12 protein-coding genes are annotated in these 13,726 nt (G+C 61.4%); 4 read left to right on the top strand and 8 right to left on the bottom strand.

From position 1 onward, the window contains the following. Positions 1-16 precede the first annotated feature (16 nt). Positions 17-2,188 carry an alpha-galactosidase gene (locus tag BACI9J_RS11015; RefSeq protein WP_159734408.1) on the top strand — a complete coding sequence of 724 codons (2,172 nt, stop codon included), beginning with the start codon at positions 17-19 and terminating at the stop codon, positions 2,186-2,188. Positions 2,189-2,204: 16 nt separating this feature from the next. On the opposite strand, the gene BACI9J_RS11010 is transcribed toward BACI9J_RS11015, so the two are convergent. Then, positions 2,205-3,110, bottom strand: coding sequence for a LacI family DNA-binding transcriptional regulator (locus BACI9J_RS11010; RefSeq protein WP_159734407.1), 906 nt, complete (start codon positions 3,108-3,110; stop codon positions 2,205-2,207). Positions 3,111-3,169: 59 nt separating this feature from the next. On the opposite strand from BACI9J_RS11010, the gene BACI9J_RS11005 reads away from it, so the two are divergent. Further along, the gene (locus tag BACI9J_RS11005) at positions 3,170-4,384 is read left to right on the top strand and encodes an ROK family transcriptional regulator (protein ID WP_159734406.1); all 1,215 of its coding nucleotides are present in this window, start codon (positions 3,170-3,172) and stop codon (positions 4,382-4,384) included. Here BACI9J_RS11005 and BACI9J_RS11000 read toward each other — a convergent pair. The 4 genes from BACI9J_RS11000 to pdxR form a co-directional block, all read right to left on the bottom strand. Beyond that, a complete protein-coding gene (locus BACI9J_RS11000; protein WP_159734405.1) occupies positions 4,381-6,300 on the bottom strand; it encodes a glycosyl hydrolase in 1,920 nt (639 codons plus the stop codon). The genes BACI9J_RS11005 and BACI9J_RS11000 overlap by 4 nt on opposite strands. Positions 6,301-6,537: 237 nt before the next feature. Beyond that, on the bottom strand, positions 6,538-6,894 hold the full coding sequence (locus tag BACI9J_RS10995) for a DMT family transporter (protein WP_159734404.1): 357 nt from the start codon (positions 6,892-6,894) through the stop codon (positions 6,538-6,540). Beyond that, on the bottom strand, positions 6,894-7,208 hold the full coding sequence (locus BACI9J_RS10990) for a DMT family transporter (protein WP_159734403.1): 315 nt from the start codon (positions 7,206-7,208) through the stop codon (positions 6,894-6,896). Before BACI9J_RS10990 ends, BACI9J_RS10995 begins: the two co-directional genes overlap by 1 nt. Positions 7,209-7,332: 124 nt before the next feature. Continuing rightward, positions 7,333-8,754 carry a MocR-like pyridoxine biosynthesis transcription factor PdxR gene (gene pdxR / locus BACI9J_RS10985; RefSeq protein ID WP_159734402.1) on the bottom strand — a complete coding sequence of 474 codons (1,422 nt, stop codon included), beginning with the start codon at positions 8,752-8,754 and terminating at the stop codon, positions 7,333-7,335. Between the two features lie 115 nt (positions 8,755-8,869). On the opposite strand from pdxR, the gene BACI9J_RS10980 reads away from it, so the two are divergent. Then, positions 8,870-9,757, top strand: a complete 888-nt coding sequence (locus tag BACI9J_RS10980) for a dihydrodipicolinate synthase family protein (protein WP_159734401.1) — start codon at positions 8,870-8,872, stop codon at positions 9,755-9,757. Between the two features lie 51 nt (positions 9,758-9,808). After that, positions 9,809-11,032 carry an MFS transporter gene (locus BACI9J_RS10975; RefSeq protein ID WP_236558663.1) on the top strand — a complete coding sequence of 408 codons (1,224 nt, stop codon included), beginning with the start codon at positions 9,809-9,811 and terminating at the stop codon, positions 11,030-11,032. A 97-nt stretch (positions 11,033-11,129) separates the two neighbouring features. Here the strand turns inward: BACI9J_RS10975 and BACI9J_RS10970 are convergent, their stop codons facing one another. Genes BACI9J_RS10970 through BACI9J_RS10960 form a run of 3 tightly spaced genes read right to left on the bottom strand, consistent with a single transcriptional unit; the run spans position 11,130 to position 13,725 of the window. Next, positions 11,130-12,347, bottom strand: a complete 1,218-nt coding sequence (locus BACI9J_RS10970) for a trans-sulfuration enzyme family protein (protein WP_159734399.1) — start codon at positions 12,345-12,347, stop codon at positions 11,130-11,132. A gap of 45 nt (positions 12,348-12,392) precedes the next feature. Further along, entirely contained in the window at positions 12,393-13,130 is a 738-nt protein-coding gene (locus BACI9J_RS10965; protein WP_159734398.1) for a B3/B4 domain-containing protein, read from the bottom strand. Next, positions 13,123-13,725 carry a helix-turn-helix domain-containing protein gene (locus BACI9J_RS10960; RefSeq protein ID WP_159734397.1) on the bottom strand — a complete coding sequence of 201 codons (603 nt, stop codon included), beginning with the start codon at positions 13,723-13,725 and terminating at the stop codon, positions 13,123-13,125. The genes BACI9J_RS10965 and BACI9J_RS10960 overlap by 8 nt, the downstream gene beginning before the upstream one ends. Position 13,726: the final 1 nt, after the last annotated feature.

The raw sequence follows: 13,726 nt of genomic DNA, 5'->3' as shown, positions 1-13,726 counted from the left end.
AGATCCGGAGAACAGCATGTCCCAGTCCTTAGAGTCCGCATCAACGGCGCAGCAAGTGCAGCCGTTCACCGTCCTACGCCGGGACGGCGTCAGCATGGTCCTGAGGCATCTGCCGTCAGGGCTTCCGTCGGTCCTGCAGTGGGGCGCCGACGTCGGGCCGCTGGAAGCCGGCGACCTCGAGGCGATGACCCTCGCCGGTGGCCGCCAGACGGCGCCCGGAACGCTCGACGCCGCCTGGCAGCTGAGCGTCCTTCCTCAAGAAGGTGACGGTTGGGCAGGGCGGCCGGGGCTGTCCGTGACGCGGGAGGGAAAGCCGGTCTTCCCGCGATGGACCGTCGACGAGGTCACCGCAACAGAACACCGGGCCGGCATTAGTGCTTCAGATTTGAGCAACGGGCTCCAACTGCACTCAGATTTCGTGCTGGCGTCCGGTGGTGTCCTCACGGTGGTGCATCGAGTGACCAACCAAGGACAGACTCCGTTGGACGTGCATTGGTTGGAAGCCACCCTGCCGCTTCCGAAGACCGCTGACCATCTGACGTCGTTTACGGGGCGCTGGACCAGAGAGAAGACTCCTTTCACCACTCAAATGCCACGCGGCGCAGTTAGCCGGGAAACACGGCGAGGCAGGGGCGGACACGATGCCCCACACTTGGAAATTGCCAGCATCGGCGAGCCCCGGAACCGGTCGGGAGAAATGTGGTCCGTTCACCTGGGCTGGAGCGCCGACTGCACCTATCGCACTGACCGGATGACCGAGGCAGTGACGCTGCTGGGAGCTGGTGAACTGCTGCGGGCAGGTGAAATCAGGCTCTCTCCCGGCGAAAGCTACAGCACTCCCAAAGCCTGGTTTGCATGGTCCGATGCCGGGCTCGACGGACTATCCGCCCGTTTCCACCAGGCATTGCGTTCGCGGGACCAACACCCCGGCAGTATCAGGCCGTTGGTGCTCAACACCTGGGAAGCCGTCTACTTCGATCATGATCCGGCCACACTGACGCGCCTGGCAGAACGTGCAGCCGAGGTGGGAGTTGAGCGTTTCGTCCTGGACGACGGCTGGTTCAAGGCACGCCGAGACGATACCAAGGGTCTGGGGGACTGGACAGTGGATCATTCCGTGTGGCCTGAGGGGCTGGGCCCGTTGGCGGAACGGGTCCATGACCTTCAAATGCAGTTCGGCCTGTGGTTCGAGCCTGAGATGGTGAATCTGGACTCGGATCTTGCGAGGGCACATCCCGATTGGCTGCTTCACAACCCGGACCATATATGGTCCTCCCCGGACGAGCTGTCCTGGCGGACGCAATACGTCCTGGACCTGGCCAACACGGGCGCCTACGAGCACGTCCGGAACCAGATGAGCGCACTGATCGACGAGCTTGGGATCGACTTCATCAAATGGGACCACAACCGGGACCTGGTGGAATCCGTTCACTCCGGTCTTCCTGGTATCCACGAACATACCTTGGCCACGTACCGCTTGATTCGTGAACTCAAGGAAAGCCATCCGGGGCTGGAAATCGAGTCATGTTCCAGCGGAGGAGCCAGGACGGACCTGGGGATCCTGGAGTTTGCTGACAGGGTGTGGGCTTCGGATTCCAACGATGCCGTTGAGCGGCAGGACATCCAGCGATGGACGCAGTTATTGCTGCCTCCTGAGATGGTGGGAGGTCATGTTGGTCCGACGACGTCGCACAGCTCAGGCCGCACGGTGGACTTGTCCTACAGGGCCGCGACGAGTCTTATGGGATCCGCCGGCTTCGAATGGAATCTGCTGGAATGCGGCCCCGTTGAGCTTGAAACAGTGCGCGCTTTTGGTGCTCTCTACAAAGAGCTCCGTCATATTCTCCACACCGGTGTTTCAGTCCATGCCGATGTCCTTGATCCTGCCCTGCGGGTGACAGGCGCCGTACTTCCTGATCAGAGTGAGGGCGTCTGGACCATTGCGTCGGTTGCCACCTTGGAAGATGCGCTGCCGGAGCGGGTCAGGTTGCATGGCTTGGATGTGTCCCGCCGTTATCGGGTAAGGGTGAGGAAGGAACTCGGCGAGGCGCGGCATGGGTGGATCACGCCACCATGGGTTTCTGCCGGTGAAATCACGCTTCCAGGGAACGTGCTGGTGCGGGACGGCCTGCAGATTCCGCTGCTGTGGCCTGCCCAGGCGCTGGTGCTCCACGTCCAAAGCGTGTAGTTCGGGCCATTCGCGTTCAGGCATTCGGATCGAGCGCGGGATCTGGTGATTGTCCTGGTCCCGCGCCGTCCGGTCCGGCGGTACTGCTTCTTTGAACGATGCGCCCCGTGGGTACATGGACCACCGTCTGGACTGCCCCTGAATATGTCTCCATCAAAACATCAGCCACCGTGCGCCCCAGCTCATGGACATCCAGACTCAGAACGGACAGGGGCGGAGAGGCGAGCCGGCAAGCCGGCCCGTCATCCCACGCCAGCAAGGAAACGTCGTGGGGAACTTTAACGCCCAGATTCGTGGCTGCGCCCAAACCAGCTACAGCCATCATGCTGTTGTCATAGATGACCGCGGTTGGAGGAGTCGGAACTGACAAGATCTCCCGGGTTCGCAGATCACCCGATTCCGCCGAATAGTCACCTTCCACTGACAACCCTGTGACTCCCCGGCGTTCAAGAGCTTGGTCGAAGGCCTCACTCCTGGACTTTGTGTGGTGAAGGTGTCCCGGCCCGGAAACGCGGCCAATGACCTTATGCCCGAGGCCGGAGAGGTAGTTGACGGCCATCTCCATGCCGCCGGAATTATCGACGTCAACCAGCGAGGCGCCCGCCACGGGAGGGCCGCCCAGGATGACAACGGGCAATCCGAGTTCCAAGCAAAGTTTTGCGCGGGAATCGTCCGCTTGTGAATCCGCTATAACCACAGCGTCCACCTCCCCGCTTTCGGCCCACCGGGGGTAGGCCTCCAGTTCCTCCTGGTAGGAAGTGAACTGCCGCAGGAAAACGCTGGCACCTGCCACGTCGAGCGCCTCTTCCATCCCGGTCAGGAGATCCTCAAAGAACGGGTCGGTGCCGTGCGGTCCGTTCTTACTTTGAACACCCAGCCCGAAACGAGGCGGCCGGATTCTTACTGCTGCGGCATTGTCCATGTGCTAAGTATGGCTTCGACCGGCAATACTTAGCACATGAGCCGAGCCCTGAAGTACCCATGACCGTACTGCACTCCGCGTCCATTACCCCCACCAGCAGGGCCCTTATCCTTGACCGCGTCAGGGCAGAAGGTCCGGTCAGCCGCGTCCAATTAGCTGAAAGAACCGGTCTGACACAGGCTTCCATTTCCAATCTTGTCCGGTCTCTCCTGGGTGAAGGCTTGCTGGTGGAGACGGGGGAACGGACCTTCACCGGGGCAAAGGGCAAACCGCGCGTACTTCTCGGACTCAATCCGGCTGCACGTTGCAGCGTGGGAGTCCAGTTGGGTGCGGACTGGATTGTTGTCCTCGTGACCGATGCTGCAGGGTCAGTCCTGGCCAGAACACGAGTCCGCGGCGCGCGATCGAGAAATCCGCAGGAAGTGGTCCAGGGCGTAGCCGGCCATGTAAATGCACTCCTGGGATTGGCAAGCCAAGATCGGAACATCGTGGCGGGTATCGGCCTCGTGGCGCCCGGCGCCCTGGACCTCGACGCCGGTTCCATCCTTTCGTCGCCCAGCATGCCCTTATGGGAGGGGTTTCCGGTGAGGGAGGCCATGAAGGAAGCTACTGGCCTGCCGACGTTGCTGGACAACGTTGCCACGGCGGCGGCCATGGGCGATTTCTGGAGCGGGGCAATCCCCAATGCAACGGCTCACTGCACTCTGTATATGGGAGCCAGCATCAGCGCCGGCTTGCTCATCTCCGGGTCGCTTTATCGAGGCGCCAGCTCGAACACCGGTCCCTTGGGTAGCGTGCGCTTCCAAGGAGACCGGCGGTCGGGCTTGACTCTTGAGGAAGTGGCAGGGCCCCGGGCTGTTGCCGAGAGGGCACGCCACGCCATGGCTGCGGGGCGGACCACTATGGTGAAGCTCTCCGACGACAACGATCCCTTTAGTGATTTCGCAGTGATTGCAACAGCTGCTGTCCACGGCGACCCTTTGTCAGTGGGCCTCATTGAGGAGTCCGCAGAGTATGTGGCGGACGCAGTCCTGGCTTTGGTCAACATCCTGGATCTGGATTCGGTGACTTTCGCCGGACCTTCGTTTACCACGGCAGGTTCTTTGTACTTGCCCGTGGTGGACCAGAGGCTCAGAGAGGATGCTTTCGCCTCCCGGAAACACGGTGTAACGGTGCGGTTGGCCACGCAAGTTACCGACGCGGCGTCGGTGGGTGCCGCCGCTTTGATGCTCCAACACAGCATTAACCAACCAGTGGCCTTGCAATCGGTCTAACCTGCTTTCAGGTCATCCAGATAGATGGCTCCCGCTGAGGTCTTTCCGTCGGGGACCTGGTTGATGAAAATGTTGAACTGGGAGAGGTCCGCAAGATCTTCAGCTGTAATCCGCCGCGAGGCATTGGCGATGTCCCAGGGTGCCGGCCGGAAATCGGCAAAGGGGATGCTGATGTTCTGCCCTTCCGTTCCGTTGAGGGAGGGATACGCCTCATACGCCACTCCACCGCACACCAGTTGCAGGACCATTTTCTGCTGCGATCCGTCCGCCTTCAACCACAGGGAAAGGGCGCTGTAGCCCGACCAGTCGCCTTCAATCCGGCGGGTGATTCCGGTGTAGTTCTGGAGGCCGAAGTCGTAGTCGAAGCGCAACGCGCGTTCACCACTTCCCACAGGGCTGCTGGACAGCGAGATGCTGTTAGCCCCCACCGCGCTGTAAGTAGCCCGGAGCTCACTCTCATCGGCGTAGGACTCAAAGTCGTCCACTACACCGGGAGCGGCAGCAGGCTTCTTTCCGAGTACCAACTGCTGCTGGGCAATGAGGCGGTTTTTTCCGGTGAGTTCTGCAGTAACGGTAAGGTCGGTCCGCGTATTGACCAAGGCAGCTTCGGGTACAGCCAAGGTGCCGGTGAAGTACCCGGAGGAAGCATCATAGGTCAGTGGATGTTTGACCCTGTCAGTGCCTACGGTGAATGAGATGCTCTTGGTTTTGGCGTCACTGACACGGACGCGCACCGTGGTGTTCGGCTCTGTAATTCGTGCGCCATCAACGGGGGACACCACATGTATGGCGGGTGCATGGTCCGCGGTCTTTACTTTTCGCTGCCAGACCTCGCGCCTGGATAATCCGTCGCTGAGAACCGTGAAGTCATCCGCCGCAAAGGCGCGGAAGTCGGACAGCATTTCGTGCTCGGCCAACGCCCCGGTAGCCGGATACGGCACAAAGAACTGCCCGGTCCCGTAGTTTGTCCATGTCAGCATCCAGGCAATGCGCCGGGCAGCGGGGTCCGATTTTAGTGCTGCCAGCACATGGGTGTACCAAGCGGTATCCGCGTTCTGACCGTTCTCCTTGAGTGCGCCACTGACACCAACTTCAGTCAAGGCCGCTACCTTGCCCCGCTCATCTGCCAGGCGCGTAATCGTACCCAGGTCAGCTACCAGCCCATCCAACCACTGCCGCGAGCCGCCTGAACTGTCGTAGTTGTCGTAACCGAGCACGTCCACAAAGTCGTCACCAGGGTATGTCCGCAAAAAAGCATCACGGGTGCCGCTGAAGCCGCCACCCGGGGAATAGGAGTAGAGGAAATTGTGCACGTCTTTGGTGTCCCGCAGATATTCCACGGTGTAACGAAACAATTCAATGTACTGGGAAGAGGAGGCGTGTGCTGCTCCCCACCAAAACCACGAGCCTGCATTTTCGTGAAATGGGCGGAACACCAAGGGGATGGGCTCGCCGTTTTCATCCACAGCGGCCTTGGCGATCCGGGCCACCCGGTCAAGGTATTCAGTGAAAGCGTGGTTCTTGTCCCCGCCCGGCATGATCCGGGGCACCACTCCGCCGTCGGTATCGTCGAATGCCCCGCCGGTGGCGAAGTTGTCCATATGGGCGGAGAAGGTTTGGACGCCTCCTATTTTGTCTGCGGCTTTGACCAGGCCGACTGTGTGCTCGAAGTTCTCCTCGGGCGTGGGGCTGCCTGGTGCGGACCCGTAGCCATCGTGACCAAAATCCCAGCCGAATACGGCTGGATGTTCTCCCGTGGCAGCTTTGACGTCGGACTGGAAACCGTCCGCGCTTTCCGCGGGGAAGGTCACGCCAAATTCCGTGTCCTGCTGGTGGCCGAAAAGGATGCCTTTGCCCTGCTGTGACCTTAAATAGGCAAACAATGAGGCTGTCCGTGGTGTTGCGTCGGGATCCACGATCGAGATCCGTTCAGGAGGAAGGGAACTGCCCGGCGAAGGCGGAGGAGCTGCCGTGGCCGAACCGGCTGTTGAGCATGCCAGGGCGGCAATGAGTACGGTTAGGCCGCATGTCCTTAGGCGGCGAAGAAACTCACTTGATGATTTCAATGTGGTCCTGTCTTCTCAGGGGAATGCAACGGCGCATCACCTTCAGATCACAGTAAATGATTAACTTAACCGGGTAAAGTAATTGCGCTACATGGGATGCTGTTCTGCTTGTTCCAGCTCCACGGTTTTGGCGGGCACCAGCTTCAGGCCGATCACGCAGGCGACGATGCCCGCCAGGAAGAGGACCCGCAACGCAGTGGGTTCCTCGCTTCCGGCGATCATTGCCCAGGTAACCGTCAATGCCGCCCCCGTGCCGGTCCACACTGCGTAGGCGGTGCTCATCGGGATGCGTTTGGCTGCAAAACCCAAGCCGAGCATGCTGAGTATGAGTCCGAGGGCAAAGACGCCCGTTGCCACAAGGTTGGTGAATCCGCCGCTGTAGCCCAAAGCGGTGGCCCATACGGCCTCCAGGACGGCACTGGCAAGAAGAATCATCCAGTGCATCAGCTGACCACCTTCAGTCCGACGACGCACCCGATCAGGGTGGTGAGGAGTGCGGCGCGCGGCAAGGAAAGCTTTTCCTGCTTGCGGAGGACGGCCAGCAAGGCAGTGAGGACAGAGCCGATCCCTACCCACACGGCATAGGAAGTTCCCGTTGCCAGCTCTGTCATCGCGTAAGCGAGGCCGGCCATGCTGACGGCCATCGAGGCTATGAAAATGAACGTTGGGAACTTGCGCTTGAAGCCGTCGGAGGCTCCCAACGCTGTTGCCCAAACTGCTTCGAGTACGCCGGAAAGTATGAGTACAAGCCAGGCCATGACATTTTCCTTGCTAAAGGGAGGCCCTCATCTGCACCGTGATGCGATGGGGCGGGTGAACACTGCAATCAATTCATTATGCACTATTAGGGCAGTTCAATGCACTTTGAGGCCTTTGTGCTCATCACAGTTGACGTGCAACGGGCCCCTCTCCGACCCCGCCGATCATGCCCGCCAGAATGCTCAGTGCTTTGGAAAGCTGCAGATCTGTGACGGCCCCGTATCCGAGGACCAGTCCATTTTCAGGCGGGCGGTCAGCGTAATATCCGGACAAGGGGACCACCCGCACCCCAAGGGCCAGTGCTTTGGCCGCAACCTCCGCGGCTTCAGGGTGCGTGAACCGAACTACGGCGTGGAGACCGCCGTCGAGGGCTGAGAGCTCCAGGCCGGGCCTGGAACCAAGCCTGTCCATGAGGAGTGAGCGGCGGTGCGCGTATTCGCGCCTGGCGCGTGTTACGTGCCGCGAAAGCCCGCCGTCCTGCATGTAATGGGCGAGGGCTGACTGCAGTATGCCGGCGACCGGTGTGTCCAGTGCTTCCCTCGTGGCCTTCAGCTGCTGGCCGGCGTCGCCGCGAACCACCAGGTATCCGCAGCGTAGCCACGGGCTGAGGTTCTTTGAGAACGTCCCGAGCAGTACTACGTCGGCTCCGCCGGGCAGGGATGCGACGGCGGGGAGCGGCATTCTGCTGTGTCGGAATTCGCTGTCGTAATCATCCTCAAGCACAAGTACACCGTGCTGCTCAGCCCATTTCAGCAGCCCCAGCCTTTCCTGAACGGCCATCCTGCCGCCCAAAGGATATTGGTGGCTGGGGGTTACCAGGACAGCATCGGGGACGTCTTTGAGTGCGGCCAGCTGGGAGCTCTTCAAGCCGTTCTCATCCACGGGGACTGTCTGGATGCGTGCACCTGCCGCCGTCATGACCCGGCGGGCGGTAGGGTAACCGGGGTCCTCAACCAGGATGCGCGGTTGGGCGGTGTGGTTTCGGAGCATTGCCACGATGAGTTGCAGTGCGTCGCTGGTGCCCCCAGTGATGATGATGTCATCAGCATCCACAGCCAGGCCTCTGGATACGGCCAAGTGATCAGCCACGGCAACACGCAAGGCTGTAACACCCAACGCCGGTGGGAGCTGGATCTTGCCTTGCTCCGCAACAGCCAACTTCCACGCACTGCGCCATTGCCTGTCCTGAAACGGTGATCCGGAGGGGCGGCCGGGCGTCAGATCGATCACGTCGGCCTGTAGTGAAGCGCTGCGTGGTTTCCTGTCCTCAAGAGGGCGGCTGTTGATGTCCGGGCGGACCGCCACTTTGGTTCCGCCCGCGCCGTTGCTCACAAGGAATCCCTCGCCCGAGAGTTGCTCGAAGGCCCGCACAACGACGCCTCGGGAAATGCCTAGTTCAGTGGCGAGTCTTCTGGTCGCGGGCAGCGTGTGCTCCGGTTGCAGGAGGCCGTTGAGGATGGCCGTCCGCAGCTGGCTCGCCACTTGGGCGGCCAGCGGGTTCGGACTGTTCCTGTCCAACTCGATCGGTAGCTCAGCTTCCCTCATTTGGTCCTCCAGTCTTGTTCATTCTTGGACCTAGTGTAGGACCAAAGCCTTTGGCAGCATGGATATCAGTCACCTGAAGCGCTGCGTTCCTGCAGCACGACGAAAGTAGGAACCAGTGTTCAATGGCCTCAGCGCATTTCCCCTTACCCCCATGGACGGTGAAAGCGTGGACCTCAATGCCCTTGGCAAGGTGGTGAGCCGCGCCGCGGAGGCCGGTGCGGACTCGCTCGGTGTTCTTGGTTCAACGGGAAATTACGCCTATCTCTCCCGCGATGAACGCCGGGCAGTCCTTGAAGCTGCCGTTGAAGCTGCCGGCGGTGTCCCGGTTCTGGCCGGCGTCGGAGCTGTACGCACCCGCGACGTCCTGATGTTTGCAGCTGATGCTCAAAGTGCCGGCGCTTCGGCTCTGCTGCTGGCTCCGGTTTCTTACCAGAAGCTTTCCGAGACTGAGGTTTTCGGGCTCTTCAAGACTGTGGCAGGAGAGTCCGATCTTCCTGTGGTTGTCTATGACAATCCGGGCACTACCGGGTTCACTTTCAGTGACGAGCTGCACGCCAGGGTTGCCGGGATCCGTGGGATTGCCTCCATCAAAATTCCGCCGCCCGCAGCCGGGGGAGTTGCTGAGCGAATCTCCAGGCTCAGGGCGGGACTGCCCGGTGGGACGTCACTGGGCATCAGCGGTGATTGGGTTGCCGCCGAGGCACTGCTGGCCGGATGCAACGTTTGGTACTCGGTGATTGCCGGGGTCCTGCCCCACCAGGCAAGGACCCTTGTTGATCACGCCCTCGCGGGCCGAAAGGATCTGGCTTTGGCCGCATCCTCGGCTCTGGAGCCCATCTGGTCCCTGTTCCGCACTTATGGAAGCCTGCGCGTCACTGCGGCTCTGGCTGAGGATCTTGGCGTAGTGCCGTCTTCGGCGTTGCCGCTGCCTCTCCGCGGGCTTGATGCCGAAGGCCGGGAGAAGGTGGCCGAGGCCATCCGGCTATGTGGTGTGGAGGTTTAGCAGTTGTCACAGGATAAATCGTCGCCAACAAAGGAAGAGAGCTCCGTAAGAATGGCAGTTGGCCTGGCAGGGAGCAATCCACTAGCCGGGACTAACCCATCAGGGACTTCCGGAGGGCTTGCACGCTATGTCCTGGCTGCAACTTTGGCGCGCAGCGCGGATGGCGGGGCGGTTGTAGCAATAGTCCTGTTGGCCACCACCAGCGGTGCACCAGGATGGTTGGCTGGCATCCTGGGTGCCTGCATCACGGCGCCGCATCTCTTCGGTCCGCTTGTCGCCCGCCGCCTCGATACCGCCAGGGATGGCAGGACGATTATCGCGTGGGCGTGCATGATTCACGGTACAACCCTTGCTGCGGCGGTACTCCTTTTCCCGGTGACTCCGCCCCTTGTGCCCGGCCTTCTTCTCATCGCATCGGGACTGGTGGGTCCACTCCTCACAGGCGGCATCAGCAGCAGGTTGGCAGCAATCGCCGGACCGGAGAGGACCAGTCAAAGGCGTGCCCAGGGTTGGGATGTAGCCACGTACGGGATCGGTGGGACGATCGGACCGTCCTTGGTTGCGGCGGTCTCGGCCTGGGCCGATCCGGCCACTGCCGCACTCATCCTTGCAGGGTCAACGTTCGTTGCAGCCGCTGTGATCAGGCTATTGCCCTACACGGCTCCGGCTACCATTGCCGCGGAGGTACCCCGGCCTGGCCGGACACTGCTGATGATGATTTCCAACGGCCCCCTTCGGCGAACCCTCTACATGACTGTTGTGGTGGCCTTATCAGTGGCCGCGCTACCGATCTCCGCCGTGGCCTTCACGGGCGAGTTGGACGTAGTGCCTGCTGCGGCAGGAATTTTGACCGCCGCCTACGGGCTCGGCGGGCTCCTGGGATCAGCCGGCGTCATGATCCGGCCGCTGAGAACCGACGCTGATCCGCTGATGACCTGGCTGGCTGCTGCGGTAGGAATCGCCTTGTGCGGTTCAGCGGCAGCCGGGACCTTCCCGACGGCGGTTGCAGCCTTTGCTTGCGCCGGGGTGCTGAATTCCTACTTTTTCGCCTCCACGTTGGCAGCGCGCAGCGAATATGCGCCGCCAGCTGTCAGGGGCCAGGTATTCGTCTGGATCGGCGCCTTGAAAATCACTGCCGGATCGGCCGGCACGGCATTGGCGGGCGCGCTCATTGCACCGGTGTCCCGGATTCCCCTGTGCCTGGCAGCCGGGATCACTCTCTTGGCCGTGACCATCTCAGTGGTGGACCGACGTCGGGAGCGTTCGCGAACCTGAACCGGGCTGCCGCTCCGGAATGGAGCGAAGAGCAAATGCAAGGCCTGGGATGGACGCTGCAATTGACGTCCGTCCCAGGCTCTCGCATGTTTCGTGGTTATTTGTCCCCGAAGGTCTTGTCCAAGGCGCTGAGGATGTCATCGATGATGTCTTCAGGGTCTTCAAGCCCGAGTGACAGGCGCAAGTGGCCGTATTTGTGGAATGAATCAGGGTAGTTCTCTGAGCCGCCGCGGGCATCCGGACCTACGTGGACAATCAGCGTCTCGTCATGGCCGAGCGAGACTGCCGACGTAATGACCTGCAGGTTCTTCACGAAGGTGTTCTGGGTGTTCGAGTCACCTTCAACGGCGAAGGCGAGAACGCCGCCGTAACCCCGGCCGCCGAATTGTTTGCCTGCCAGTTCGTGCTGCGGGTGCGAAGCAAGTCCCGGGTAGAGGGCGTAAGCAATCCGCGGATCGGCTTCGAGGACGGCGGCTACCTTCTCGGCGCTGGAAAATTGCTGCTTGAGACGCAGCGGTAGCGTTACCGAGCCGCGCATGATCATCCAGGCGTTGAACGGTGAAATGACGCCGCCGGCATCGACGATTGCATCGTGTCGGATGTGCTGGATGAGTTCGCGGTTTCCGATGACCACACCGCCCATGGCGTCGCCATGGCCGTTGATGTACTTGGTCAGTGAGTGGATGACCAAGTCTGCGCCGTCGTCGAGGGCTCGGTAGAAGGGTGCCGGTGTGAACGTGGCATCAATGGTCAGTAGGACGCCGGCGTCCCTGGCGATCCTGGACAGGGCGGCAACGTTGGCCACCTTGGTGGTGGGGTTGGCGATGGTTTCGGCGTGGATCAGTTTGGTGTTCGGACGAACGGCTGCCCGGACTGCGTCCAAGTCGTCCGCATCAACGAAGGTGGCTTCAATGCCGTACTTTTCCGGAAGAAGTTCCCCGAAGAGGCGGTAGACGGCTTCGTAGGTGACGTTGGAAACCACCACGTGATCGCCGGATTTGAGGAGGGCGAAGAACACTCCATGGAGGGCTGCGACGCCGGTGGCGAAAGCGGCTGCGGCTTCGGCGCCTTCCATGGCGGCAAGTTTTGTTTCCAGCGCCACCTGGTTGGCGCCGGCGTTTCGGGTGTAGACCAGTCCGTCGTCAACGCTCGACCAGTCCATGTCGGAGGGGTCTTCGGGGAGAACGTAGGAGTTGGCCATGATCAGGGGGGTGCGGAGGGCGCCTGTGCCTTTGTCGATGTTGTTTCCTCCGTGGACGGCCCAGGTGGCGTCGTGGACGGAGGCCCTGTTGTGCTTATCAGGTGTGCGGTTCATTGTTCATGTTTCCTTTCGGAGGGTACATCCCGTCAACGGGCGGAGTCAGCGGTCAGAGTATGTGGTGCCGGGTTGGAGCAGGCGTTGGGTGACCGTTACCGCTGAGCCCAAGCCCGCCAGGTGCTTGGTCAGATCATCTCCTGCGGCAAACAGTGATGCGGTGCTCATGGGTTCCAGGGCGTCGAGGATGAACAAGGCAGAAGTGGTCTCATCCCTCAGCTGTGTGCGGCGGCCTTGGCGCCAGTTCCATCGACGGCAAGTGACGCCGTCGTCGTCGCGCCAGAGGACTTCGCCGGGATCGGGATATTCAACAATTGGTTCTCCATTGGCCACCGTGTCGAACGGTTCTTGGCCCGTGGCGCGGACGAGTCGTGGTGCTCCGCTGTAACGGGCGAGGTCTTCGCCGCCCAGCGGAATCTGGTGCAGGACTGAGATGGCATTGTAAAGATCTGTGAGCTTGTTGACTCTGGGGAGGCCCGCGTCCGCCCGGCGGATCAGTGCTTCGAGGCTGTTGCGTGTGCGGTTGGGCTTGGCGCCGAAGCCTTGGTAGGCCTCACGCCATGCGGCAACGTGCGGTAGTTGTTCCACCTTCTGTTCGCTCAGGGCAGTCCGGGCAGCCGCCTCGGCCTGCTCCAGCAGCGCGTTGCTTGCTGCATCGCTGACCCCCGGGGTGAGGCCATCCACTGCAATAAGCAGGGCACGGTAATCGGGCCGAAGCTCGAAAACAGCGGGTTCCACATGGGCGGCGTCAAGGGTTTCCTGGTGGGTTTGGCTGCTATGCATCGTTTGCCTCCCGATGTCCTGATCCGACGCCGCGTTCAAAGACTGCGAGGGAGAACCGTGCCAGCTCGGTGGTGCTGTTGCTGTACGAGTGGGCTACGTCCCCGGGGAAGGTCACCGAGTCTCCCACTTCAAGGACGAACGTTTGCTCTGCTACGCCAACAGTGACGGTGCCTTGTTGAACTTGCAGGAGCTCTTTGGTGCCTGAGGTATGGGCTTCGCTGGCGTGTTCGTCGCCCGGTCCCAGCGTCCAGTCCCATAATTCGACCACTTCCGGCGGCTCGGTTCCGCCCACCAGTATGCCTCGTCCGCCTGCCTCGCTGCTCCAGAGCACTGCGCCTTCACCTGTGCGGGTGACCTTGACTGCTTTGGGTTCGGGGGACTGAACCAAGTCCGGCAGCCCGACGCCCAGGGCGTCGCTGATTCTCAGCAGAGTGCCGACGCTTGGATTCATGGTGGCTTGTTCAACATTGATGAGCATGCGGCGGCTCACGCCGGCCGCCTCGGCCAGCTGATCCAGCGTCATGCGGCGCGTCAGACGCTCGTGCTTGACGCGGCTGCCGATCGCCGTAGCCAGGGTTGCGATATTTTCGTCCATA

The sequence above is a fragment of the Arthrobacter sp. 9V genome (assembly GCF_902506065.1).
In the GTDB taxonomy this organism is placed as follows: Bacteria; Actinomycetota; Actinomycetes; order Actinomycetales; family Micrococcaceae; genus Arthrobacter.
Note: the sequence above shows the minus strand (reverse complement) of the source record. Positions and strands in the feature narration are given on the sequence as shown.